Below are 25,241 nucleotides of genomic sequence, written 5' to 3'. Positions count from 1 at the left end.
CATCGACAACGATGGGCTTTTGCAACCGAAAGGACGATGCCATGACCGACATCATCAAGAACTTCTGGAAAGACGAGGAAGGCGCCACCGCCATCGAGTACGGCTTGATCGCCGGCCTCATCGCCGTGGGGATCGTGGTGGGCGCCACTGCGCTGGGCACCAATCTGAACGGCCTGTTCACACGGATCGCCACCAAGCTCACCGGCTTCACGCCCTGAGCGCCGGCTCCGGCGCGATCCGAGTGGGCCCGCAAGGGGTCGGCCCGATGCGCGATCGCCATGCCGGCCACCGGCCCCAAGGCAACTTGCAAACCGAAAGGACCATGACATGACCGAAACGATCAAGAACTTCTGGAAAGACGAGGAAGGCGCCACCGCCATCGAGTACGGACTGATTGCCGGGCTGATTGCCGTGGGCATCGTCGTGGGCGCCACCGCGCTGGGCACCGATCTGAACGGACTGTTCAACCGGTTGGCCACCAAGCTCACAGGTCTTGCGCCCTGAAGATGGAGCCGACCTCGCTATGGCTATGCGTCTGCATCACATGGCTCGCAACGATTGCGGCCATGGATCTGCGCATCCGCCGCGTGCGCAACTGGATGGTGCTGCTCGGCCTGGCCACAGGCGCTGGCGCACTGGCCAGTGGGGCCCAGCCGTTCCAGGTCTCGGCCTGGAACGCGCTGGCCGGCATGCTGGCGGGGTTTGCCGTACTGCTTCCTTTCTATGCACTGCGCTGGATGGGAGCGGGCGACGTCAAGTTCGGCGCGGTCGCGGGACTGTGGTTCGGGTGGGGCTTCGACCTGCTGCTGATCTGGACCGGCGGCAGCCTGCTGGCCGGCCTGCACGGTGTACTGGTTCTGTCGCTGCGCCACCTTCGGGACAGCCCCACCGGGCTGTGGCTGCAGGCACGGCTGCCACTGTCCAGCGCGGCCCTGTCCTGGACGGCCCGCCTGGCGCCCCTGGGCGCGACGCCCCGGCCCGCAGGCGCCACCGATGGACCGCGCCAGCCCCAGCGCTCCATCCCCTATGCCGGCTACATGGCCATTGCGGCCATCGCCCTGGCCTGGCGCCACAGCCAGCCACTTGTCTGAACCGGAGATGCCCATGCCTGTCACCTGCCTGCCTCCACGCCGTCCATGGACCGGCTCCGCCACACGCCATGGCCGTGCGCTGCCTGGACGCTTTCCTGCCCTGGAGGAGCTTCTCCGCCATGGCAGGAAAGCGCCAGGGCAGCCCCCGGCCATGAACACCGTCGCAACGCACTTGCACCAGGAGTCCCAGCCATGAACCTCACCAAGATTCTTGCCGGACTGCTGGTGGGGCTTGCCATCGTGCTTGCGGGCCTTGCCTGGATGCTGGGCAGCCAGCCCGCACGCCCCGTGGCTGCCCCCTCCCCCGCGGCCTCGTCGCAGCCGGCCCCCGAACCGGCCCAGCTGCACGCCGTCGTGGTCGTGGCCCAGGCCATTGCCGCAGGCCAGCGCATCGGCAGCGACGATGTGAAGCTGGCCCAGCTGCCTGCCCCCGTGCCGGGCAGCTTTGCCGCAACCGACGACGTGCTGGGCCGCACCACGCTGATGCCGCTCACACCGGGCACCCCGCTGTTCGAGCAGCAACTGCTCAGCGGCCTGGCGCTGCAACTGGAGCCGGGCCAGCGGGCCGTTGCGATTGCCATCCGGGAGCAGATGGCCGCAGGCCACCATGTGCGCCCCGGTGATTTTGTGGATGTCTACTTCACGCTGGACGGCAAGTCCGACCAGGCGCCCGTGGACGCGCAGACCCGGCTGCTGCTGGCGCGCAGCCGCGTGCTGGCCTATGGCGCCGGAAGCGTCGAGCGCCCGCCCCTGTCGGCGGCCCAGCGCCAGGCACAGCAGGACAAGGAGTCGTCAGGCTCGCCGCTGCGCCGCGCCAGCGCCGGCGATCAGGCAGGCCAGCGCCCGGAGAACGTGCAATCGGCCGTGCTGGCCGTGCCGCTGGACGATGTGGAGCGCCTCACGCTGGCCGAGAAATTCGGCCAGCTCACCCTGGCCCTGCGCAACCCCGACGACCTGTCCGTACCCGATCCCAAGCTCTTCGCCGCCCTGCCCGGCGCGCTGCAGCCGGTGGCCGGCCGCCTCAGGAAGGACCAGACGCTGGAGGGTGCAGACCGCGCCTTCGCCGGCCTGCGCATGCAGGACCTGGCCACCGGCGCCGACGCCAGGAACATCCGCAAGCCGGCCGCGCAGCCCATGACGGCCCTCGCGCCCGCCGTGCGGCCGCAGCCGCAGCGGGCCCCGCGCGAACGCACGGTGGAGCTGCACAACGGAGCGGCCGTGCAGATGGTGAACTACTGACAACACACAACAAGAGGGAGATGCCATGAAGTGCAAGAACATCTCGACGGCCGGGGCAACGCCGCTGCAGAGGGCGGTCTGGACGCTGTGCGGCAGCATGGCCTTGCTGGCCTTGACGCCAGCGGTGTCTGCCCCAGCGGACACCGCTGCCGGCCAGGGCATGGCCAACCCTGGTGCCGGCGACATGCTTCCTGGCGAATCCCTGCAGCTGGTGGCCGGGCGCCAGCACCTGATGGCGCTGGCCGACGCCCCGGTCCGCATCGCCGTGGGCGACCCCAATGTGCTGGATGTGAAACTGCTGCGCGCCACGCCGGGCTCCGGCTCCGGCGCCAGTGCCGGCTCCGGCTCCGGCGGAACCGAGCTGCTGCTCACGCCCAAGGCCCAGGGCAGCACCAGCTTGGTGGTGTGGCCCCGCAAGGGCGGCGTTCCCCAGCGCTGGGAGGTCCAGGTCAGAGGCCAGCACCTGCTGCTGGAAAAGCGGCTGGCCTCGGTCCCCGAGCATGCCCAGGCCGTGGCCGAACTGCGCCTGGGCGCGCCCGCCCAGACGCCGCTGGTGGACAACGCGCAGATCGATGTCAGGAGCAACACCGTGCAGGTGGACGTGCAGGTGGTGGAGTTCAAGAAATCCGCCATGAAGCGCGTAGGCGTCAATATCTACAGCGGCGGGCGCAACAACCAGGGCTTCAGCTTCGGCAGCTTCAGCCCCGGCGTGGTCGGCAGCATCAGCACCAATACCAACGGCACGGGCACGGGAACGGGCAATACCGGGTCGGGCGGCACGGGCTCGGGCAACACGGGATCGGGCAGCGTGTCCAACAACACCTCCTCGGCCATTGCCAGCGCCATGAGCCTGGTGATGACCTTCGGCAAGGCCTTCAGCGGCGCCGGCATCGTCACGCAGCTGAGCATCCTCGAGGGCAACGGCATGGCCCGCGTGCTGGCCCGGCCGACCCTGCTGGCACAGACCGGCCAGAACGCCAGCTTCCTGGCCGGCGGCGAGCTGCCGATTCCCGTGCCTGCGCGCGACGGCAACATTGCCATCCAGTACAAGGAATTCGGCATCAAGCTGCAGCTGACGCCCACCATCCTGTCGGACGAGCGCATCGCCCTGAAGGTCTCGCCCGAGGCCAGCGACCTGGACTTCAACAGCGGCGTGACCATCAGCGGCGTCACCGTGCCCGCCATCCGCACGCGCCGCGCGGACACCTCGGTGGAGCTGGCCGATGGCGAGAGCTTCGTCATCGGCGGGCTGGTCAGCCGCGCCACCACCTCCAACGTCAGCAAGGTGCCCGTGCTGGGCGACCTGCCCATCCTGGGCACCTTCTTCAAGAACCTCAACTACACGCAGGAAGAGACCGAGCTGGTGATCATCGTCACCCCGCGCCTGGTCCACCCGCTGCCCGCCAGCACCAACCTCGAAGCCCTGCTGCCGGGCGCGCGCTCCGAGCAGCGCAACGCCGGCAAGGTCTGGCTGCCCTACCTCGCCGGCGGAATGAACCAAGACACCGCCGTACCCGGTTTCTCGTACTGACGACATGACAAGCAAGCCCACCGCAACCGATTCGCCTGTGGACGCCACAGGCTCGCCGGCCATCGGCTCACCCACCTCGCTGGAGACATTGCTGGGTCTGCGTTCCTCGACCTCGCTGGCCGGCAAGCTGCAGCCCGCCACCGACGCGATGGCCCAGGAAAAAGCGCTGCTGGACAAGGCGCTGCTGGACAAGGCGCCACCGGACAGGATGGCGCCGCCCCATGCCGCAGCGGCGTCCGCCGCTGCATCGACTGCCGCGCTGCGCCAGCCGCCACAGCCGCTCGACGATGTGCTGGAGATGGAGCTGCTGTTCATCCATGCCGGCACGCCCGAAAGCGCGCTGGCCCAGTCCTGGATGCAGCGCATGCTGGACGGCACACGGCTGCACGTGGCGCGCTTCCAGGACAACATCACGGAGCAGGTACAGCGCTTCATGCCGCATGCCATCTTTGTGCATTTCGACCCGCTGTCCACCGACGAGGCCGCCCATCTGGCCTCCCAACTGCACATCTCCCACCCCCACCTGCCCTGCGTGGCCGTGGGCCGCACCAAGTACCCGCAGTGCATGCTGGCCGCCCTGCGTGCCGGCGTGCAGGATTTCCTGGACGTGGACGCGCCCGTGCAGACCGCGCTGCAGACCGTGCGCGAGCTGATCAAGCGCATGCCGGCACCGCAGTCCAGCGCGCCCAGCGCGCCGCTGACGGCCATCCTGTCCGCACGCGCGGGCCTGGGCAGCAGCCTGCTGGTCTCGCACCTGGCCTGGTATCTGCAAAAGCGCCTGCACGGCCGGATCGAGGGCAAGGAAATCAGCGCCAGCGAAATCAGCAACGAAACGCTGGACGGCCTGCTCATCGACCTGGGCAATCCCAGCGGCGACTGCTCCCTGTACATGGGAACGCAAAGCGACTTCGACTTCATCGAGGCCGTCAACAACCTGCGCCGCTTCGACCGGCGCCTGGCCTCCACCGGCCTGTCACGCCACGAAAGCGGCCTGCGCATGCTCACGCTGCCGCGCCAGTCCAGCCGCCTGCGCGATGTCTCGTATGCCGACGTCGATGCCCTGCTGCTGCGCCTGCGCCAGTACTTCCGCCACGTGATTGCCGACCTGGGCGCCGTCGTCCCCACCCACCTGGCCATGCGCGTGGCGCTGCGCGCCAGCCAGGTCTGGGTGGTCTGCGACCAGAGCGTGGCCAGCGTGGTCTCCACCACCGAACTGCTGCGGCAGCTGGACGAGCAAAAGATCGAGCGCGAACGCATGCACCTCATCGTCAGCCGGCACGACAGCCAGCTCGAACTGGAGGCCCAGCAGATCGCCAAGCAGCTGCAGCTGCCGCTGCTGGCCACCATCCCCGAGCGCCGCCGGGAGCTGGCCCAGGCCGTCAACCAGGGCCAGCTGCTGCCCAGCCGCCTGCAGCGGGAGCCCTATGTGCAGGCCGTGGACAAGCTCGCCACCTTGCTGATCACCACCCACCACCAGGCCCATGCGGGCGATCAGGCCGCGCCCGCCCGCGGACTGAACCGTTTCTTCCACCGAACAAGAAGCTGAACGCACCATGACGACCACGGCTTATTCCCATCTGGCGGACGCACAGGCCAGCGAGTTCGAGCAAAGCGCGCTGTTCCTCGACCTGAAGAACCGCACGCACGAGCATTTGCTCAGCCGCATCGAGGAGCTGGGCGCCGAGTTCGGCCGCTGGTCGCAGGCTGCCATCGCGCAGTTCGTGCTGATGGAGCTGGACAGCTTCATCCGCCTGCACTCCGTGCCCGTCAACGAGCAGGAGGCGCTGCAGGTGGCGCGCGCCCTCACGCGCGAACTCACGGGACTGGGACCGCTGCAGCCACTGCTGGAGGACCCCCGGGTCGAGGACATCCTCATCAACGGCCATGGCAACATCTACGTCTCGCGCGGCGGCGTGCTGCAGCGCGAGACCCTGCACTTCAAGGACGACGAGCATGTGCTGCGCATCGTGCGCCGCATCCTGGCGCCGCTGGGCCGGCGTCTCGATGAATCCAGCCCCATGGTCGATGCCCGCCTGCCCGATGGCGGGCGCATCAACGTCATCATCGAGCCGCTGTCCATCGACGGCCCCTCGGTCTCCATCCGCAAGTTCCGCAAGGACCCGCTGACGCCTTCCGAGCTGGTGCAGCTGGGCACCTTCAACCACGACATCTGCCGCATCCTGGAGATGGCCGTGCAGGCGCGCTGCAACATCCTGGTCAGCGGCGGCACCAGCTCGGGCAAGACCTCGCTGCTCAACGCGCTGGCCAGCTTCATCCCCTCCAGCGAGCGCATCGTCTCCATCGAGGACACGGCCGAGCTGGCCCTCAACCACAACCATGTGGTGCGGCTGGAAAGCCGCCCCGGCGGCTTCGACGGCTCTGGCCACGTCAGCATCCGCGACCTGCTGCGCAACAGCCTGCGCATGCGGCCCGACCGCATCATCGTCGGCGAAGTGCGCGGCGGCGAAGTGCTGGAGCTGCTGCAGGCCATGAACACCGGCCATGACGGCTCCATGGGCACCATCCACGCCAGCTCGCCGCGCGAGTGCCTGTACCGGGCCGAGATGCTGGCAGGCTTTGCGGGCTTCCAGGGCAGCGAGGTCAGCCTGCGCCGCCAGATCGCCAATGCCGTGGACTTCATCGTGCAGATCGGACGCCTGTCCAACGGCCGCCGGCGCCTGCTGTCGCTGACCGAGGTCACGGGCATGACCGACAACATGATCTCCATGCAGGAGCTGTACCGCTACGAGCCCCAGGTCGGCGGCGACGGGCAGGAAATCGACCACTGGGTCTCGCTGGGCATCTCGCCCCACTCGCCCAAGCTGCTGAGCTGGTGGCGCTCGCAGCAGCAGGCCGGCAGCGGAGGCGTGCGATGACAGGCCTGGCACCCGTGATCCTCATCCTTGGCGCGCTGGCCTGCCTGCTGCTGGCACTGGCGCTGTGGGTGATCATGCGCGGGCGCCGCAAGGAGCATGAGCAGTCGATCAAGCTGCACCTGCAGCGCAGCGTCGAAGGCCACAGGGAGGCGATTGCGCCCGCGCTTGCCATGGCCGAGCCTGTCTACAAGCCCGCCGCGCCGCAGCCTGCGCCGGCGCCTGCCGCGGTGCAATGGCTGAACCAGCGCCTGGGCATCCAGTCCTGGGGCATCTCATCCAACACCCTGGCCCTGTTCGCCATCACCGGCCTGGTCCTGGCCCTGCTGGCTTCCAGCCAGGCAGGAGCGGCGGCAGGGCTGGTGGTGGCCGTGCTCTATGCCGTGCTTCTGGGCCTGGGCATCTGGCGGCGGCAGGCCAAGCGCCGCGAAAGGCTGCTGCAGCAGCTGCCCGGCTTCCTGGACAACATGGTCCGCCTGATCTCCATCGGCAACTCGCCCCATGCGGCCTTCCAGATGGCGCTGAACAACGTCCCCGATCCGCTGGGCGATGCCCTGCAGCAGGCGGCGGCCATGCTCAGTGCCTCGCCCGATCTGGGGCAGGCCATGGGCCAGCTCGAGCGCAACTGGCGCCTGCCCGAATTCGGCCTGCTGGCCGCCGTGTTCCGCATGAGCGTGCGCTATGGCGGCCGCGCCGACCTGGTGCTCGAGCGCGTGTCGGCCTACATCCGCGACCGCCAGTCCGCCGAGCGCGAACTGCATGCGCTGTCCTCCGAGATCCGCATGTCGGCCTGGGTGCTGGCCCTGCTGCCCCTGGTGGTGGGGACGCTGATCATGGTGATCAACCGGGGCTATTTCATGCGCATGTGGAACGACGACAGCGGCCAGACCATGGTCCTGGTCGCCGCCGCCCTGGAAGCCCTGGGCGCCTTTCTCCTGTACCGGCTGGCCAAGCTGAGGTGAACCCATGACAGCACAGGCACAAGCACACGCCCGCCCACCCGTCTGCGCAAGGAGCCACGCATGAACACGCAGCAACTGTGGATCGCCAGCATCGGCCTGGGCGCCCTGGGATTGGTGCTGTGGGCGTCCACCCTGGTGTGGAGGCTGTGGCGCTCGGCACGCGCCTCCAGCCAGGTCGCCAGGATCCTGCAGGCGCGCGACTCGGCATCGACCACGAAGGCGGCCACGAAGAGCGCCATGCAGGCCAACGACGCGCAACTGCTCAACCCGCTGTCCATCAACGTGCGTTCGTCCGATTCCCCGCAGGCGGTGGCGGCCAACCTGCCGCCACCGGCCTGGCTGCAATGGGGCGTGGCCAAGGCCCTGCTGGCCGATGAGGACCGCAAGCTGCTGGACCAGGCTGGCGTGGGCACGCGCAACGGCAGCATGGCCTATGTGGCCAGCCGCATGGTGCTGTGCGTGGTCCTGCCCCTGCTGGCGCTGGGTGTGCTGCGCCCCGGCGAGAACGCTGCGCTGGTCTACGGCTTTGTGGGAGTGAGCCTGGGGCTCATGCTTCCCAAGTGGTTTCTGCGCTTGCGGGCCAAGGGCCGGCGCGAGCAGGTGGTCGAGGAACTGCCGCTGTTCGTGGACCTGCTGAGACTGCTGCAGGGCGTGGGCCTGAGCGTGGACCAGAGCCTGCAGATCCTGGCCTCGGAGTTCAAGGGCGTGCTGCGCGTCATCAGCGGCGAGCTGGCCCTGGCCAACCAGCTCTACAACACCGGCCGCACGCGCGAGCAGTCCTTCCAGCGCATGGTCAACATGAGCGCGGACGACGACATGAGCGCCATCGTCAACCTGCTGGTGCAGGTGGACAAGCATGGCGGCGCCGTGCAGGAGCCGCTCAAGGAATTCAGCATCCGGCTGCGCGAAAAGCGCCAGGCCAGCTTCAAGGAAAAGATAGGTTCCATCACCGTCAAGATGACGGGCGTCATGGTCCTCACGCTTTTGCCCGCCCTGCTGGTCATCACGGCGGGCCCCGGTTTCCTGGCCGTGATCAGGGCATTGACAACCATGGGAGGACGCTAGGCATGAAACACCACAAAGGCACCCCCGCCGGGCGGACGCCAGCGCTGACAGCACTGACAGCGCGGACAGCCCTGGCTCCCCTGGCCATGGCCCTGGCCCTGGCCGGCTGCGCCGGCAAAGGGCCGCAAGGCTACGGCGCCACCTCTTCGCAGCAGGAGACCGCAGCCCAGGCACAGCAGCAGCTGCAAAACGCCCAGCAGGCCACCCAGGTCGACAACGCCCAGACCTATCTGGACCTGATCACGCAGATGCAGCAGGCCGGCCAGTGGTATGCATCGCTGGCGCATACCGAGGCCTTCGAGCAGCAATACGGCACGCAACCGGAATCGCGCCTGATGCGGGCCGACGCGCTGCGCAACACCGGCCAGGCCGAGCAGGCCCGGCAGGCCTACCAGGCGCTGCTGCAGGGCGCCACCACGGCACGCGCGCGGCGCGGCCTGGGCCTGCTGCACGCAAGCCAGGGCGAGTATGGCCAGGCCGTGGAACAGCTGGAGAAGGCGCGCCAGCTCAATCCCATAGACGCCAACGTGCTCAGCGACCTGGCCTACGCCCACATGCTCGACGGCCAGCTGGCCGCCGCGCAGATGCCCATCATGCAGGCCTCGCAGCTGGCCCCGGCCAACGCGCGGGTGCAGCTGAACATGGCGCTGTTCTGGCTGGCCAGCGGCAACGAGACCCAGGCCTCCCAGCTGCTGCGCCAGCTGGCGCAGCCCCAGGCCAAGGGCGCCCTGCCCATGATCGACCAGACCTCGCTGCAGACCCTGCAGTCCCAGCTGGCCAGCGTGAACGAGGCGGTGCGCCTGCGCGGCGGCCAACTGTCCGCAGCGCCCGCGCCCGGGACCCGGCAGGCACGGGGCGTGGAGCCCGTGCCCAGGCCCGCCACCGACGCGAGCGCCCTGCCGGCCGGCATCACCCGGCGCATTCTTCTGTCCGAGCCGTCCGGCGCCGCCGGCGCAGCACCGGCCTCGCCACTTTGAGGACCACGACATGCCAGACACACACCGCATGCATTTGCCCCGCCGCGCAGCCGCCGCAGCGCTGGCGCCCTGGCTGCCGGCTGCCGGCCTGGCCCTGACACTGGCCCTGACCCATACAGCCCCGGCACACGCCCAGGCCTTTGGCGAAGTGCAGAGCCCGCCCGAGCAGGTGGATGCACGGCCCCATGTGTTCGCCGAGCCCTCCACCGACTCCATCCTGGCCGGCTACACGCTCTACACCAACCCCGATGGAACCGTGATGTACGTGCCCCGGCGCGAGATCGACATCGGCGGCGGCACCCTGCGGCTGCTGGGAATGCAGCACAGCCAGCCGGGCCAGCGTGCCCGCCCCATCGACGGCGAGCAGGCGCGGCGCAGCTATGCGCGCTACCTCAAGAGCTTCGAGACGGAAATCCCCGCCCTGTACAAGACCGGCGTCGAAGCCGGCGGCAAGAACTGAGCCCGCCCCGGCCAGCAGCTTGAGGAACGACCATGATCCGGCGCCCACTCCGCGCTCACCGCCCCCACCGGCCTGCCAGCCTGCGGCAGCGGGGGGTGTACGCGCTGGAGTGGGCCATCATCTTCCCGGTGTTCTTCGCCCTGCTGTACGCCTGCATCAGCTACGGGCTGGCGTTCCTGGTGCGCGAATCCATGCAGGCCGCCGCCGAGGACGCCGCGCGGGCCACGCTGCGCTACCAGACCAGCCGCAGCGCCCGCCTGGACGCAGCCCGCAGCCTGGTGCAGCAGCGGCTGGACTGGCTGCCGGCCGACCTGAGGCCCACGGCAGGCAGCATCGACGTGCGCATCTGCAGGCTGCAAAACAGCGAGCTGTGCTCGGCCACGCTGACCTGCGGCGTGCTGGTGGCCGAACGCTGCATGGTGCGCGTGGGCTTCACCATCCCTTATGGAACCAGCCCGATAGCACCCGCCCTGCCGGGCTTCGGCCTGGTCATGCCGACGACGCTGACCGCCAGCGCCAGCATCATGGTGGACAGGGGGGGGCTATGAAGCTCCCCCTGAGTCGCTTCGCGCCTTCCCCCTCTCTCGCTTCGCAGGAGGGGGGCATCCGGGCCACCGGCGACACCCTCGGGGCGGGGCGGCGCGGCCGGCTTAGGCCCTTCCTCGGTGTCCCTGGGTTGGGGCATGCCGTGCGTGGGGCACGCCCTGCTGCATCGGCCGAGTTCATGCAGGACACCGGCGATACCTTCGCGGCAGGGCCGCGCAGGCGGCAGCGCGGCGTGGCGGCGGTGGAGTTCGCGTTGATCGCCGGGGTGATGGTGATGCTGCTGATGGGCATGTTCGTGTACTGGCGCGTGCTGCAGGCCCAGCAGTCGGTGGCGCGCGCCACGGGCGACGGCGCGCGCATGGTCCAGCATCTGGCCTTCGGCGGGATGGCTGGCTTCAATCCGGCCAAGCCGGCCGAGCGCGCCAACATCCTGCAGGCCACCACCGACGTGGTGAACCAGAGCCTGACGGCCAGCGGCATTCCGCCCGGCACGGCGCCCACCCAGGTGCAGATCGACTGGACCAGTTCCCAGGCCACGCTGAGCGTGGTGTACATGCTTCCCCCCGTGCTGGGCCAGGGCCTGCAGGTGGGCAGCCAGACCCTGGGCGAACCCACGCGCCTGGAGGCCCGCAGCCTGATCAGGCTCGCCCCCGGCAGCTAAGACAGGAGGACCAGAGCATGCTCACCCACCTCCCCGCATCCGTACGACGCCCCAGAACGCGCCGGCAAGGGCGCCGGCAAGGCGGCAGCCTGCTGGTGCAGTTCGCCCTGCTGGGCTCGGTGCTGTTCCTGCTGCTCGGCATCGTGGACCTGGGCTACATGTACTACGCCAAGCGCGACCTGCAGCGCATTGCCGATCTGGCAGCCACCCAGGCCGCCCAGACCATCAATGCCGAGCGCAGCAACCGCGCCGCCTGCGTGACGGCGGGCGAGGACAGCATCACGGCCAACTGGCCGGTTCCCCTGACCCGCAGCAGCGCCCAGACCCTGGTCAGCTGCGGCAACTGGAACCCGGCGGACCCGGCCAGGCAGTCCAGCGGCGGCCGCTTCTTCGACGCCGCCTCCGGCCCGCTCAACGCGGCGCGCGTCACGGTGGGCGGCACCTCGCCCACCATCTTTCCCGGCACCTGGAGCCGCCTCGTGGTGGCCGAGGCCATTGCCATGCGCAACGACTCGGTGGCGTCCTTCCAGGTGGGCTCGCAGCTGCTGCGCTTCAACAAGGACACGCCGCTGGGCGGGCTGCTGGGCCTGGTGGGGCTGGACGTGGGCATGCTGACCCTGCTGGACTCCAAGGGCCTGGCCGACGCCAAGATCAGCCCGGCCGGCCTGCTCAAGGCCCTGGGCGTGAACCTGGGCATAGAGCAGCTGCGCGCGCTGTCGCCCGAGGGCCTGGCCAACATCGCCAGCGTCACCCTGCTGAACGTGATCGATGCCTCCATCAGCGCCATCACCGACAACGCGCTGGCCGTGCAGCTCAACGCGCTCAAGACCCAGATCATCAACGCGGGCCTGAGCACCATCAAGATCCCGCTGGGCAGCCTGGATGACCAGAAGGGCCTGTTCGCCTTCCTGGGCGCCGGCCGCACCGATCCGCTGAACGCGGCCATGGACGTGCAGTTGGGCATCGGCGACGTGCTCAAGACCGCCATCGCCATCGGCGCCAACGGCCATGCGCTGCAGGCCAACCAGCTCGATGTGGCCGGCCTCATCAAGGCCCAGCTGACCATCGTGCAGCCGCCCACCATTGCCGTGGGCCCCGTCGGCACGCAGGGCTACAGCGCTCAGATCCGGCTGAACCTGAACGTGGACACGGACCAGTTGCTGGGCGGCGCGCTCAAATGGCTGGTCAAGGACATCCTGGGCACCCAGGTCAAGCTGCCCATTGCCGTGGACATCACCAACGCCACGGGCACGCTGACGGCGCTGCAGTGCAGCGCCAGCCCGCAGACCATGGACCTGTCGGTCAAGTCCTCCATCCTCAACGCCTGCGTGGGCAAGATGGACCCGGCCAACAAGCAAAGCTGCGAGAAGGGCCTGCAGGACGAGCAGCTCATCACCCTTCTGCACCTGCCCGTGCTGACCGGCAAGCTGTGGGTGCCGGCCCTGGAGTACACCGACTCCACCACGGGCCTGGGCATGGAGCCGGGCTACGAAGATCCGGCCGACCCCAACTGGTCCAAGACCAACCGCTCCACGCAGGTGAACCAGCTGGCGCTGGGCGACACGGTCGACAACATCGTCACGGGCCTGCTCAACCTGCTCAGCGGCCTGCTGCAGCCGCCGGGCACCACGCCCACCGACATCACCACGCGGCTGCTGGGCTCCTATCTGGACGCCTCCATGGTGAACGGGCTCTACAACGTGACCAGCCTCACCAACCTGCTGCTCAACGGGCGCGGCGTGGCCAGCGACAAGGACTACATGCCGCCGCTGCTCACCTCCAACTTCACGTTCAACAACGCCATCGCCAAGTCCTGCCTGCTGGTGGCCTGCCCGTCCTCCACCTGGAACAGCGGCACGTTCTCGGCAGCCCTCAACTCCTACACCAGCGTGCCCGGCGGCCTGCTGGATGTGCTGGGCATCTCCACCTACGACAACGGCTACCAGAGCTGCGCGGGCCTGCTCAGCTCGCTGCTCAACTGGAACGGCTGCGTCAAGCACAACGTGACCAAGCTGCTGACCTCGCACCCGCAGTACCTGTACGCGATCAACGCCAACAGCCCCGAGATCCAGTCCCTGCTCAACCGCGACAACAACCTCACCTGCACCGGCGCCCTGTGCACCCTGCTCAAGCCGGTGATCACCGGCGTGCTCAAGCCCATCCTCAACGGCGTGGGCGGGCTGCTGACCACGGTGCTCAAGGACACGCTGGGCCTGGAGGTGGGCCGCACCGACATCAAGGCCCTGTCCATCGGCTGCGACACGGCGCAACTGGTTTTTTGAACTGCACAGGCCATCCAATCCATGAATCGACAACGAGGGAATGCAACGTGAATCTGGACGAGCTCGTCATCTATGTCTGGGAAGGCCAGGCCGACATCGCCGAGCGGGTGGAGCGCTGCGTGCTCAACCTGGGCGTGGACGTGGTGCGCGCCGACGGGCTGACCCTGCCCGCCGACACCAGCGAGCTGGGCAATGCGATCGCCGTGGTCAGCGTCTCGGTGCTGGAGGGCGCGCGCTTCACGCGCCAGGGCGTGGAGGGCACCTTCGGCATGCCCGTGCTGTGGGTCAGCGCCAAGCAGCGCGACGCCAACGCCGGCACCTATGCCATGGAGTACTCGCATGTGCTGCCCTTCGACTTCACGGGGGCCGAGCTGCGGGCCATGCTGGTGCGCATACTGCGGCGCATGCAGAGCAACCAGCGCCAGGTGCAGCGCTCGGAGGACATCATCGCCGTGGCCGACTGCATGCAGCGCCTGCTGCGCGACGTGGACACCTTTGCCGACTGCGAGCACAGCGTGCTCATCATCGGCGAGACCGGCGTGGGCAAGGAGCGCATTGCCGAGCGGCTGCACGAGCGCAACAACCGCTACGGCCAGGGCCCCTTCGTGGTGGTCAACTGCGGCGCCATCCCGGACGGGCTGTTCGAGTCCCTGTTCTTCGGCCACGCCAAGGGCTCGTTCACGGGCGCGGTCAATGCCCACAAGGGCTATCTGGAGCAGGCCAACGGCGGCACGCTGTTCCTGGACGAGATCGCGGACCTGCCGCTGTACCAGCAGGTCAAGCTGCTGCGCGTGCTGGAAGAGCGCGCCATCACGCGGCTGGGGTCGGCCGCCGCCGTGAGGCTGGATTTCCGGCTGGTGGCGGCCACCAACAAGCCGCTGCGCGGGCTGGTGCGCGAGGGACGCTTTCGCGCCGACCTGTTCTTCCGCCTGGCCGTGATCGAGCTGCAGATCCCCAGCCTGGAGGAGCGCGGCGAGGCCGACAAGCTGGCCATCTTCCACGCCATCCTGCACAAGGTGGTGGGCGAGGCCACGATGAAGGAGCTGGGCGAGCCGCCCTTCTTCATCCTCGACGCCGTGGCCCAGATGTACTTCCCCGGCAATGTGCGCGAGCTGCGCAACCTGGCCGAGCGCATCGGCGTGGCCGCCCGCCAGACGCGCGACTGGAACGCCGACGGCGCCACGCAGCGCATCCTGCAGCACGCCCAGGCCCTGTCGGCCACCACCTTCCCGCCGGACGCCGGCGCCGCCGAGCCCCTGCTGGCCGACCGCAGCAACTGGGACATGGACGAGCGCAACCGCATCATCGCGGCGCTCAACACCAATGACTGGAAGCGCCAGAACACGGCCCAGCACCTGGGCATCAGCCGCAAGGTGCTCTGGGAAAAGATGCGCAAGTACCAGATCAGCGACGGCGAGCCCGAAGTGCCCGTGCCGGGCTGAGCACGCCCTCCGACACATCCCATCCCCCCACGCCATGGAGACCTCCACGAACATGCAGGACAAGCCGGTCATCATCTTCGTCAGCGCCGTCTACCCCAGCCAGTACAGCCTGCTGTGCAGCCACCTTCGCGCCAGCGGCGCGGCCGACAGCTGGTTCATGACCATGCCCGGCCATGCCGAGAACTACGCCAGCCAGTGCGACCACCTGCTGTCGTTCCGGCCCGATGGCGACATCGTCGGCCCGCAAAGCTACTACTACTCCAGCAAGGTGGAGCGCTCGGCGCGCATAGGCCGCGGCCTCCTGCAGGGCCTGCAGGCCTTCGAGAAGGAAAAGGGCAAGCGCATCGACGTGGTGGTCGCCCACTCGCTGTGGGCCGCGCCCAACCTGCTGTACGGCGAGATCGATGCCGCCATCGTCAGCTACATCGAATTCCCCAGCTACCGCGTGCACGGCAACGAGCCCGACTACCCGCCCGACCTGTCCCAGCGCCTGGCCGACCGCAACATGGAAATGCTGCACTACCACCAGGTGCTGTGCAGCGACCTGACCATCGCGCCCAGCGCCCATGCGCGCTCGCTGTTCCCGCCGCTGCTGCAGGAGCGCGTGGCCGTGCAGTTCGAGGGCTTCGACATCCAGGCCCCTGACGAGCAGGCCGAGCCGGTGCCGCGCCAGGACGCGCGCTTCACCGTGGCCTTCTCATCGCGCGACCTGTCCAGCTCCAAGGGCTTCGAGACCTTCATGCGCCTGGTCGACCGCCTGGTGCGCGAGGGCGATGGCCAGCAGATGCGCTTCATCGCCCTGGGCGACCCCACGGCCGTGACCTACGGTTACGAACAGCAATGGGTGGAGCGCCGCTACCAGGGCAAGGTGGCCAGTTTCCGCGACCATCTGCTGCAGATCCACCCGGCCGCACAGGTGGTGGAGTTCCCGGGCAAGCTGCCGTACGACGAGTTCGCGCGCACCCTGGCCTCGGTGGACCTGTTCCTCTACCCGCTGCGCTACGGCGTGGCCAACTGGGGATTGATGGAGATCCTGGCGCGCGGCGGCTGCGTGATCGGCTCGAACTGGGGCTTTGTGCCGGAGCTGGTGCAAAACGACGTCAACGGCCTGCTGCTGCCCGACAGCGACGACGCCTGGATCGGCGCCATCCGCCAGCTGCGCGACGACCCGGCCCGGCGCCAGCGCTACAGCCGGGCCGCGCGCGAGACGGGCAAGCGCTTTCACATCTCCAACGTGGCACCGCGCTTCATGGACCTGTTCCGCCTGGCCATGGCGCGGCGCAGGGCGAGCCCGCTGATGCTGGAGTGAGGTGCAATGCGGGCCGGGCCCGGCCTGCGTTCAGGTGCGGGCCCTTGCGCGCCTAGGCGGCGGACAGCGCCGATGCAGGGGCCCCGACAGCCCCGACAGCGCCGACGGCCCCGCCAGTCCCGCTGTCGGCAGCCGAAAGAGCCGTCACACGGTCCATGCCACTCCAGCTCAGGGCCATGCTCAGTGCCATGTCCAGCGCGTCGCCCTCCTGCGCCTCGGACGCCTGCAGCACCTCCAGCACATCGGCCACGCACACCACCTGGTCGAGCAGCCCATGCAGCGATGGCCGGGCTATGAAAAACCCCTGCACGCCATGCGCCCCCGCAAGCGCCACGGCCTCCATGCCCTGGGCGGACTCCACGCCTTCCACGATCACGCAGGCGCCGCGGTCGGCGCACAGGCTGATCAGGCCCTGCAGCATCCGGGCCGACGGCCGGGCCTGCAGGCTCTGGTCCAGCACGGACTTGTCGATCTTGACGATGTTGGCGCGCAGCTTGCCCAGGATGTCCAGGCCACCGCGCCGGGGAACGATATCGTCCAGCGCCACGCGCACGCCCAGGATCTGCAGGTGCCGCACCAGGCCCAGCGCGGCCTTCTCGCAGGGGAAGACACCGGTCTCGGTGATCTCCAGCACCAGGCGCTGGGCGATCTCGGGCCGCTCCTCCAGATAGTCGAACACGCCTTCCCACCAGGTCTCGTCGCAGAACGAGGCGGCCGACAGATTGCAGCCCAGGCTGTGGCCGGTCTTCATCTCCAGCGCCCCTATCACCGACCACAGCACGCTGCGGTCCAGCCGCGCGGCCAGGCCCAGCCGCTCCAGCGCCTCGATGGCATGGGGCACGGCATAGTTGTCGTAGGCAGAGAACACGCTGCGGCGCAGCAGGCACTCGTGGTAAAGCGTGCGGCCCGTGCCGGTCCCACTGCCTCCCCCTGCCATGCCCCCGGGCTCCAGCAGCGTCACGGGCTGGAATGCCAGCGCCAGATGGCCCAGCCGCAGATCGTCCAGCAGGCGGCCCGCCAGCTGCATGTCGGCCTGGTAGCCCTTGATGAGCCTGGCGGGCATTCTGCGCACCGCCATGTCCTGGCCGCCCGCCGTGGCGTGGCCCTTGCCGCGTATCTCGTGCAGCCCCGCGAAGGAGACGCAGCCCAGCGCCTGCACCTCGGCCCGCAGATAGGCCTGGCGCGAGCCGTGCACCACAGGCTCGCTCACCAGGGCGGACTCCAGCGCATGCATCCAGCCATGCCGGGCATGATGGCCGGGCAGCACCGTGTCGGCCAGCGTGCGGGGGTCGAACCCGCGAACCAGCAGCGTATCGCCCGCGCGCTCCAGCGATTGGGCATCGATGCCCAGGCCCTTGAGCCGGTCCATGCAGGCCTGCATGGCCTCGTCGCAGAAACCGTTGCCATAGACGCTGCGCCAGGCCTGCAGGGGCGGCAGCCAGATGGCCAGATCCAGGGGCATGTCGCTGTGCGAGGGTTCGATGATGTCGTGCATGGTGAGCGCCTTCGTTCAACGGCCTGCAATGGGTTGTGAATAGCAGTGAAATCCGATCGCCCTGCGCCCCCGGCCGGCCGGCCCGCCGCCGAGCATGCCGGCATCCACGGCCGACAGCGCCAGGTCCACATGGCCGGCCACCAGGTCAAAGACCACCGAGCAGGCATCCGCCTTGCGGCTGAAATACGCCAGCGTGGCATCCGTTCCGCCGGCAAAGCTGCCCAGCAGCGCCTGCCCGTCCTGCTCCTGGAACACCGCCTGCGCGCTGCCCTGCTGCGGCACGATGACCCGGTCGCCCTGCTGCAGCAAGGCGCCGGCCTGCGCCACGATCACATCGCTGCGCCGCACGATGCGCACGCCCTCGCTCACCCGCGTGAGCAGCGCCACCGGCGCCGCCTGCGCCACCTGCGCATGGGGGCTTCCGTCGCCCGCCTCGCGCGCAGCGGTGCGCGGCACGGCGGCAGACGCAAACGACGCGGGTACGTTCAACGGCTTGCTGCGCGCCCTTTCCGGGTAGGCGCGCAGTCGCGGCAGGGGCATGCCTGCAAACGACAACGAGACAGCGGCCATGGTTTCTCCTCCGAAAGACAGCGATCAATGGGGCGGCCGGCGCAGCACACGGTTTTCCAGACACTGCGACAAGCTTTTTGCATCCTGTTGCAACAAGCGTGCCATGGACCTGGACGTCTTCATCCAACGCCAAGCCATCTGTAACCTATTGATTTATTTGGGCACCCAAGCACAGCCACCACCGTGTCACCCTGCGGCGTTACGTGCGATGTCACGTAACGCCGGCACGCCACGGCGTTACTTTCACGGCGGCCGCGCAGGACGACGCAGCCCTGACTGCCAGGCGCGGCCCCCCTTTCGGTGTATGTTCCAGCGCATCACTTCAGGAGCCGGCCCTGTCCCCGCAAAAGTCCATCCAACGGGATCTGGTGATCCTCTGGCTCACCATCTCGGCCGTCGCCCTGGTGCTGGCGTGGCTGCTGTTGCTGTTGACCCGGCAGGGCACCGAACCGCAGATTGCCCGCGCCCGCGACGCCGCAGGCGTCAGCTGCAGCGCACTGCAGGCCGGGGCCGCGCGCATGGGACTGGCGGGGCTGATGGCGGACACGCCCAGCGCACAGGCCCGGTCCGCCGCGCAGGCCGTGCTGGACCTGGCGCTGCGCGACCGCCCCGGCATGGAAGGCGGCTTCTGGCGCGAGGGCCCCGGCGTGGTGGCCTATGCCTTTCCCACCTATGACGGCTCGGGCATCAAGCGCGATGCGCCCAGTGCGGAGATGGAGCGCATCGCCTCCACCGCCCAGCGCGCGCGGGACGGCGCAGGCCTGGTGACCGACCTGCGCCCCGGCCTGCGCGAGGCGGTGGTCTTTGCCGCCTGCCCGGCCCAGGCCGATGCGCCCGCCCTGGTGGCCTGGACGCTGATGCGCGTCCCCCTGATCAGCGCCGACGTGGTCAACCCCCTCATCCTTGCCGTCAGCCTGCTGCTGGGCATGGTCCTGGTCTCGGGCCTGTGGCTGGGCAGAATGCTGCGGCGCTGGCAGCGGCAGTCGGCACAGATGGAGCAGCAACTGCTCGGCGCCGAACGGCTGGCCACCCTGGGCCGGCTGTCGGCCGGCCTGGCACACGAGATCCGCAACCCGCTGGGCACCATGCGCATGAAGGCCGAGAACGCCCTGGCCGCGCCCGAGCCACTGCGGCAGGCCCGCAGCCAGGGCGCCCTGGAGGCCGTGCTGGCACAGACCGCGCGCCTGGAAGACCTGGTATCGAGCCTGCTGGCCTTGACCCAGCCCTTCCGCGTGCACCCGGAGCCCGTGGACCTGCAGCAGCTGCTGGACGAAAGGCTCCAGGCCCATGCAGAAATGGCCCAGGCCAGCGGCGTGCAGCTGGCAACGGCGGTGTCCGCCGGCCTTGCCCGGGACCTGCAGGAAGGGCGCCGCCCGCTGCTGGACCCCGCACAGATGGCCCGCGCGCTGGACAATCTGCTGCTCAACGCCCTGGCGCACACGGCGGACGGCGGCCGGGTGGAACTGGGCGCGGACCGGGACGCCAAAGGCTGCCTGCGGCTGTGGATTGCCGATGACGGCACCGGCATCGCGGCCGAACTGCGCGACACGCTGTTCGAGCCCTTCACCACCGCACGCCCCGGCGGCACCGGGCTGGGATTGGCGCTGGTGCGCGAAATCGTGCTGGCCCATGGCGGCCGCATCGCGCTGGGCAAGACAACACAAGGCACCCGCATAGAAATGGAATTTCCATGGCCCGCATCCTGATCGTTGACGATGACACGGCCTTCCGCGAAAGCCTGGCTGAGATGCTGGGCGACCTGGGCCACGCAGTCAGCGCGGCGCCCACGGTGGCGGCGGGGCTGCAGGTGCTGCAGGGCGGTTCGGTGGATGTGGCCATCGTCGATCTGCGCATGCCCGGCGAGGACGGGCTGGCCTTCCTGCGCAAGGCCCGCGGCCTCTCGCGGGCGCCCTGCATCATGCTCACGGCCTATGCCAGCGGCAGCAACACCATCGAGGCCATGCGCCTGGGCGCCTTCGATCACCTGACCAAGCCCATTGCCAGAACCTCGCTGGTCGAGGTGCTGGAGCGCGCCTTGCTCAGTGCCGGCCAGGCCGGCAGCCCCGAGAACGCCGCACAGAATCCGGCGCAGAACCCGGAGCAGGATGGCGATGAAGCCGAGCTGGTCAGCGGCAGCGAGGCCATGCGGCAGGTCTTCAAGCGCATCGGCCTGGCGGCGGACAGCGACGCCACCGTGCTGGTGCTGGGCGAGACCGGCACGGGCAAGGAACTGGTGGCACGCGCCCTGCACCGCAACAGCGCCCGGGCGGAACGCCCCTTCGTGGCCGTCAACTGCGCCGCCATTCCGGCAGACCTGATGGAAAGCGAACTCTTCGGCCATGTGAAGGGCGCCTTCACGGGCGCCGTCAGCGACCGCGCCGGGCGCTTTCGCGAGGCGCAGGGCGGCACGCTGTTCCTCGATGAAGTGGGCGACATGCCGCTGCCCACGCAGGCCAAGATCCTCCGGGCGCTGCAGGAGCGCGAAATCACGCCCGTGGGCGCCAGCCGGGCGCTGCCCGTGAACGTGCGCATCATCGCGGCCACGCACCGCGACCTGCCGGACGCCGTCAGGCAGGGGCGCTTTCGCGAGGATCTCTGGTACCGGCTCCAGGTCGTGCCCGTGCACCTGCCGCCGCTGCGCGAGCGCCTGGGCGACGTGCTGCTGCTGGCCGAGCATTTCCTGCGCCAAGGCGGCGGCGCCTCGCCCAAGCGCCTGGGTGCCGACGCCGCGCGCCTGCTGCTGGCGCACGACTGGCCCGGCAACGTGCGCGAGCTGCGCAACGCCATGGAGCGCGCGGCCCTGCTGTGCCCCGGGCCGGTCATCGGGCCGGAGCACATCGGCCTGCAGCCTGCGGCGGCGAACGGCCCCGCCATCGACTGGAACGGGCCGCTGGCCCCCGCCGTCGCCCAGCTGGAACGTGAAATGGTCACGCGCGCCCTGGCCGCAACCATGGGCAACCGTGCCGAGGCCGCACGCCGCCTGGGACTGTCGCGCCAGCAGCTGTACCGCAAGCTGGCGGAGTTCGGCCTGGGTTGAGGCAGCAGCGGGCACAGGCGCCGCCTGCGGTGTCCGAATGGGTGACACCCCCTGTCGCCATCTCGGACACATGGCCCGCATCAGCGACCGCAAGCCCTTGATTTCATGAGGTTTCCGGATGGCATGGCGCTTGCATTGGACTGTGCATGTCCATCGCCAACCCAGGAGCCATCATGACCCGTCTCACCCTTTCTTCCGCCGCCCTGTGGCTGGGTGCCAGCGCACTGAACGCGCATGCCGCCCCGCCCCTGCCTGCCCACGGCCCTGGCGCGCCCCACGCGGCCATGCCGCACGCGCAGGCCGTGCTCGAGAGCCCAGTCGCCCGGCTGCTCACCAACCCTTACGGGGAAGTGGACGGGCTGCGCCTGAACGACGGCACGGTGGTCCGGTTCCCGCCCCACATGGCCGATGCGCTGACGACCGCCGTGAAGGTGGGCGACACGGTGCGCATCATCGGCCGCAGCGAAGCCGGTGGTGCGGTCAAGGCCGACGCCATCGTGAACACCGCCACCGGCCAGACCGTGTATGACCAGCCACCGGAGCCCGGCCGCGCCCGCCCCATGCCCCCGCACCTGCGCATGGCAGGACTGCAGACGCAGCAGGCCCAGGGCCGCATCGAGGCTGTTCTCACCGGCCCGCGCGGCGATGCCAACGGCGTCATCCTGTCCGACGGCGCCATCGTGCGCTTTGCCCCCCATGCGCTGCAGCAGCCGCTGCAGCCGGGGCAGCTGTTTGCCGCCTCGGGCCTGGGCACGCGCAACGCGCACGGCACCTCGCTGGAGGCCATCAGCATGGGTGCGAGCCTGTCGGACCTGCAGCCGCTGTACGACCGCGCGCGCTGACGCCACCGCCCGGCCACCGGGGCCGGGCGGGTTCCTGCCCCTTCCTGGTTTCCTGCTTCCCTGCTGCCCTGCTCTCCCGCTTTCACCGAGCCCGCCATGTCCCCCAAGATCGCCCCCGTCCTGCTGCTGCTGATCTCCAACGTCTTCATGACCTTCGCCTGGTACGGGCACCTGAAGTTCGAGAACCGGCCGCTGTACCTCGTCATCCTGGTGAGCTGGCTGATCGCGCTGGCCGAGTACTGCTTTGCCGTGCCCGCCAACCGGCTCGGCCATGAGGTCTACAGCGCGGCCGAGCTCAAGACCATCCAGGAGGTGATCACGCTGGTGGTCTTCGCCGTTTTCTCCGTGCTCTATCTGGGCGAGAAGCTCACCCTCAACCACCTGGTGGGCTTCGGCTTCATCTGCCTGGGCGCCTTCTTCGTGTTCAAGGGCCCTTTGCGCTGAAGGAAGCCGCCATGCACCGCACACACCACCATGCGCGGCGCTGGCTGCCGGGGCTCCACTTCTTCCTGGCCGATGTGCGCGACGGCCTGGGCCCCTTCCTGGGCGTCTTCCTGCTCGCCCAGGGCTGGCGGCTGGACGATATCGGCTACGTCATGGCCCTGGGCGGCATCACGGGCATGCTGGCCACCACGCCGCTGGGCGCGCTGGTCGATGCCTCGCGCCGCAAGCGCAGGCTGCTGGCAGCGGCCATCGCCCTGCTGCTGGCGGGCAACCTGGCCATCTGGATCGCACCGTCGCTGGCCGTGACGGCGGCATCGCAGGTCATCACCGGCGTGGTCGCGGCCTTGATCGCCCCCTGCCTGCTGGGCATCACGCTGCAGATCACCGGCCATGCGGACCTGCCCCGGCAACTGGGCATCAACGAAGCCTGGAACCACGCCGGCAACGTGGCCACGGCCGCACTGGCGGGGGCCATGGGCCTGCGCTGGGGACTGCCTTCCGTCTTCGTGCTCATGGCCTTGATGGGCTGCGCCTCGCTGGCCTGCCTGGCGCTGATGCGGCTGGATGAAACCCCGCAAGGCACGCCGCCCCCAGAGCAGGCCGGGCCTTGCGCACCCGGCCTGATGCACGTGCTCACGGGCACGCCGGCGCTGCGGGTGCTGGCCGTGGCCATGCTGCTGTTCCACCTGGGCAATGCCGCCATGCTGCCGCTGCTGGGCCAGGCCGCCGTGGCGCGCGGCCATGCCAACCCCAGCGGCTTCACGGCGCTGACCATCATCGTGGCGCAACTGGTCATGATCCCCATGGCCCTGCTCGCCGGGCGCCACGCCCAGCGCAGCGGCTACTGGCTGCTGGTCAAGGCGGCCCTGCTGTCGCTGCCGCTGCGCGGCCTGGTCGCCGCCACCTGGGATTCGGACTGGGCGCTGATCCCCGTGCAGGTGCTGGACGGCGTGGGCGCCGGGCTGCTGGGCGTTGCCCTGCCGGGCCTGGTCGCGCAGACGCTGCGCGGCACCGGCCACGTCAACGCAGGCCTGGGCGCCGTGATGACGCTGCAGGGCCTGGGCGCGGCCGCCAGCCCGGCACTGGCGGGCTGGATCGCGCAGCGCTTCGGCTTTGATGCGGCCTTTCTTTCGCTGGGCGGCATCGCGGTGCTGGCCCTGGCGCTGTGCTGGTTCGGCGCACCGTCCGAACACCGGGCGGCCCGTCTCCAGCCCAAGGCCTGAGGACCGGCAGCGCACGGCTCGCTTTCGGAGCACCTGGACACATTTGGGGGCCTGGAAACATAGGAGAATTCCTAGGACCCGAACCAGAACCCGCGCCATTGCGGACTTGCCTCCCTGCGGCCAGCGCCTGCCGCCCCCGAATGACAGTCAAGAACAAGAAGCCTTCCGCGCGCAAGCGCAGTTCCTCCCCCGCCTCCAAGAAGAAAGCCTCCGGCCGCAGCGGCCGCAGCGGACTGTGGCGCTCCGTGATCGCCGCCGTGGTCGCGGCAGCGGGCACCTTCCAGATCGCCAGCTGCAGCCTGGACCCGAACTGGCATCCCAAGCTGCCCGAGCCGCCCCTGCTGTCCACCCTGCCCATCCCCGGGCTGGAGCACCTGCGCAAGCAGCCGGAGACAGGTTCGGGCACGGCCTCCGGTGGTGGCAGCCCGCCTGCCGGCAGCCTGGCCACGGGCTTTTCGCACTGCCGCGATTTCTTCCCCGGTGGCGAGCCCCCTGCCCTGCAGGTCCAGCCCCTTCAGCGCGAGCTGTGCTTCAGCGCCTTCGCCGTGCTGCACAGCGGACAGACCAAGACGCCCGTCTTCGTGGTGGAGCGCCTGAACCGCCAGTTGCTGGAGCAGGGCCAGGGCCTCAAGCGCAGCGACAAGTTCTATGCCGATGCCCGCCTGCCCCGCGCCGAGCGTGCCGAACTGGACGACTACCGCCGCTCCGGCTACTCGCGCGGCCACATGGCGCCGGCCGGCGACATGTACTCGCCCGAGGCCATGGCCCAGAGCTTCAGCCTGGCCAACATGGTTCCCCAGGACCAGACCCACAACGGCGGCGTCTGGAGCAAGGTCGAGCAGGACACGCGCCGCTACGCCCAGCGCGCCAAGGGCGATGTCTACGTCTTCACCGGGCCGGTGTTCGACGGCCAGCCGCTGACCATCGGGCCGGGCAAGGTCCATGTGCCCAGCCATATCTTCAAGCTGGTCTACGACGCGAGCACGGGGCGTGCCTGGGCGCACTGGCAGGCCAATAGCCCGGATACGCGGATGAGTGCGCCCATCAGTTATGAGGAGTTCACTCGGAGGACGGGGATGCCGTTGTTGGCGGGGGTGATGAGGGGGCGGGGTTAGTGCCCCTCGCAGGCTTCTGGCGTGGGCCAGGGGGCTGTTTCTTGCCCCTGCCGGGGGGTTGTTTTTCGAGGCCGGGT

At 69.4% G+C, this 25,241-nt stretch carries 24 protein-coding genes; 22 read left to right on the top strand and 2 right to left on the bottom strand.

The genetic code is table 11. The features are described from left to right. The first annotated feature begins 41 nt into the window (after positions 1 to 41). From ACF8NF_RS00680 to ACF8NF_RS00605, 16 genes are all read left to right on the top strand, one after another. A complete protein-coding gene (locus ACF8NF_RS00680) occupies positions 42 to 218 on the top strand; it encodes a Flp family type IVb pilin (protein WP_016450680.1) in 177 nt (58 codons plus the stop codon). Between the two features lie 109 nt (positions 219 to 327). Then, positions 328 to 504: a Flp family type IVb pilin gene (locus tag ACF8NF_RS00675; protein WP_016454539.1), complete on the top strand. Its 177-nt coding sequence runs from the start codon at positions 328 to 330 to the stop codon at positions 502 to 504. A gap of 2 nt (positions 505 to 506) precedes the next feature. After that, positions 507 to 1,091 (top strand): prepilin peptidase, encoded by a 585-nt coding sequence (locus tag ACF8NF_RS00670; protein ID WP_080649882.1) that lies wholly within the window; start codon positions 507 to 509, stop codon positions 1,089 to 1,091. 192 nt (positions 1,092 to 1,283) lie between these two features. Then, positions 1,284 to 2,330 (top strand): Flp pilus assembly protein CpaB, encoded by a 1,047-nt coding sequence (gene cpaB, locus ACF8NF_RS00665; RefSeq protein WP_016450677.1) that lies wholly within the window; start codon positions 1,284 to 1,286, stop codon positions 2,328 to 2,330. A 25-nt stretch (positions 2,331 to 2,355) separates the two neighbouring features. After that, positions 2,356 to 3,861, top strand: a complete 1,506-nt coding sequence (locus ACF8NF_RS00660; protein WP_392449898.1) for a type II and III secretion system protein family protein — start codon at positions 2,356 to 2,358, stop codon at positions 3,859 to 3,861. Positions 3,862 to 3,865: 4 nt separating this feature from the next. Further along, positions 3,866 to 5,407, top strand: coding sequence for a pilus assembly protein CpaE (locus ACF8NF_RS00655; protein WP_046987651.1), 1,542 nt, complete (start codon positions 3,866 to 3,868; stop codon positions 5,405 to 5,407). 7 nt (positions 5,408 to 5,414) lie between these two features. Next, positions 5,415 to 6,737 (top strand): CpaF family protein, encoded by a 1,323-nt coding sequence (locus tag ACF8NF_RS00650; RefSeq protein ID WP_016450674.1) that lies wholly within the window; start codon positions 5,415 to 5,417, stop codon positions 6,735 to 6,737. After that, positions 6,734 to 7,696, top strand: coding sequence for a type II secretion system F family protein (locus tag ACF8NF_RS00645; protein ID WP_392449897.1), 963 nt, complete (start codon positions 6,734 to 6,736; stop codon positions 7,694 to 7,696). The genes ACF8NF_RS00650 and ACF8NF_RS00645 overlap by 4 nt, the downstream gene beginning before the upstream one ends. Before the next feature lie 60 nt (positions 7,697 to 7,756). Further along, positions 7,757 to 8,761, top strand: coding sequence for a type II secretion system F family protein (locus ACF8NF_RS00640; protein ID WP_392449896.1), 1,005 nt, complete (start codon positions 7,757 to 7,759; stop codon positions 8,759 to 8,761). 2 nt (positions 8,762 to 8,763) lie between these two features. After that, positions 8,764 to 9,738 carry a hypothetical protein gene (locus ACF8NF_RS00635; RefSeq protein WP_212646764.1) on the top strand — a complete coding sequence of 325 codons (975 nt, stop codon included), beginning with the start codon at positions 8,764 to 8,766 and terminating at the stop codon, positions 9,736 to 9,738. Positions 9,739 to 9,748: 10 nt separating this feature from the next. Next, a complete protein-coding gene (locus ACF8NF_RS00630; protein ID WP_026062698.1) occupies positions 9,749 to 10,198 on the top strand; it encodes a DUF3613 domain-containing protein in 450 nt (149 codons plus the stop codon). A gap of 32 nt (positions 10,199 to 10,230) precedes the next feature. Then, entirely contained in the window at positions 10,231 to 10,746 is a 516-nt protein-coding gene (locus ACF8NF_RS00625) for a TadE/TadG family type IV pilus assembly protein (RefSeq protein WP_016450346.1), read from the top strand. A gap of 140 nt (positions 10,747 to 10,886) precedes the next feature. After that, entirely contained in the window at positions 10,887 to 11,405 is a 519-nt protein-coding gene (locus ACF8NF_RS00620; protein WP_223275311.1) for a TadE/TadG family type IV pilus assembly protein, read from the top strand. Positions 11,406 to 11,422: 17 nt separating this feature from the next. After that, positions 11,423 to 13,687: a TadG family pilus assembly protein gene (locus ACF8NF_RS00615; protein WP_244386685.1), complete on the top strand. Its 2,265-nt coding sequence runs from the start codon at positions 11,423 to 11,425 to the stop codon at positions 13,685 to 13,687. Between the two features lie 47 nt (positions 13,688 to 13,734). Continuing rightward, positions 13,735 to 15,129, top strand: coding sequence for a sigma 54-interacting transcriptional regulator (locus ACF8NF_RS00610; protein WP_016450343.1), 1,395 nt, complete (start codon positions 13,735 to 13,737; stop codon positions 15,127 to 15,129). Between the two features lie 34 nt (positions 15,130 to 15,163). Then, the gene (locus ACF8NF_RS00605; RefSeq protein WP_016450342.1) at positions 15,164 to 16,438 is read left to right on the top strand and encodes a glycosyltransferase; all 1,275 of its coding nucleotides are present in this window, start codon (positions 15,164 to 15,166) and stop codon (positions 16,436 to 16,438) included. A 52-nt stretch (positions 16,439 to 16,490) separates the two neighbouring features. Here the strand turns inward: ACF8NF_RS00605 and ACF8NF_RS00600 are convergent, their stop codons facing one another. After that, the gene (locus ACF8NF_RS00600) at positions 16,491 to 17,933 is read right to left on the bottom strand and encodes an EAL domain-containing protein (protein ID WP_017406374.1); all 1,443 of its coding nucleotides are present in this window, start codon (positions 17,931 to 17,933) and stop codon (positions 16,491 to 16,493) included. A gap of 15 nt (positions 17,934 to 17,948) precedes the next feature. Next, entirely contained in the window at positions 17,949 to 18,503 is a 555-nt protein-coding gene (locus ACF8NF_RS00595; protein WP_043792335.1) for a hypothetical protein, read from the bottom strand. A gap of 368 nt (positions 18,504 to 18,871) precedes the next feature. Here ACF8NF_RS00595 and ACF8NF_RS00590 point away from each other — a divergent pair, with 368 nt between their 5' ends. The 6 genes from ACF8NF_RS00590 (at position 18,872) to ACF8NF_RS00565 (ending at position 25,164) form a co-directional block, all read left to right on the top strand. Further along, positions 18,872 to 20,209, top strand: coding sequence for a sensor histidine kinase (locus tag ACF8NF_RS00590; RefSeq protein WP_392449895.1), 1,338 nt, complete (start codon positions 18,872 to 18,874; stop codon positions 20,207 to 20,209). Next, positions 20,194 to 21,540 (top strand): sigma-54-dependent transcriptional regulator, encoded by a 1,347-nt coding sequence (locus tag ACF8NF_RS00585; protein ID WP_392449894.1) that lies wholly within the window; start codon positions 20,194 to 20,196, stop codon positions 21,538 to 21,540. Before ACF8NF_RS00590 ends, ACF8NF_RS00585 begins: the two co-directional genes overlap by 16 nt. Before the next feature lie 173 nt (positions 21,541 to 21,713). Continuing rightward, a complete protein-coding gene (locus tag ACF8NF_RS00580; protein ID WP_046240541.1) occupies positions 21,714 to 22,382 on the top strand; it encodes a hypothetical protein in 669 nt (222 codons plus the stop codon). A 96-nt stretch (positions 22,383 to 22,478) separates the two neighbouring features. Further along, positions 22,479 to 22,826: a DMT family protein gene (locus ACF8NF_RS00575; RefSeq protein WP_012203978.1), complete on the top strand. Its 348-nt coding sequence runs from the start codon at positions 22,479 to 22,481 to the stop codon at positions 22,824 to 22,826. Between the two features lie 11 nt (positions 22,827 to 22,837). Further along, positions 22,838 to 24,049, top strand: a complete 1,212-nt coding sequence (locus tag ACF8NF_RS00570) for an MFS transporter (protein ID WP_046987240.1) — start codon at positions 22,838 to 22,840, stop codon at positions 24,047 to 24,049. A 140-nt stretch (positions 24,050 to 24,189) separates the two neighbouring features. Beyond that, entirely contained in the window at positions 24,190 to 25,164 is a 975-nt protein-coding gene (locus ACF8NF_RS00565) for a DNA/RNA non-specific endonuclease (RefSeq protein WP_074921685.1), read from the top strand. Positions 25,165 to 25,241: the final 77 nt, after the last annotated feature.

Origin of the sequence: Delftia sp. WSY_22 (genome assembly GCF_043104185.1) — a bacterium.
Lineage (GTDB): Bacteria > Pseudomonadota > Gammaproteobacteria > Burkholderiales > Burkholderiaceae_C > Comamonas > Comamonas tsuruhatensis.
Note: the sequence above shows the minus strand (reverse complement) of the source record. Positions and strands in the feature narration are given on the sequence as shown.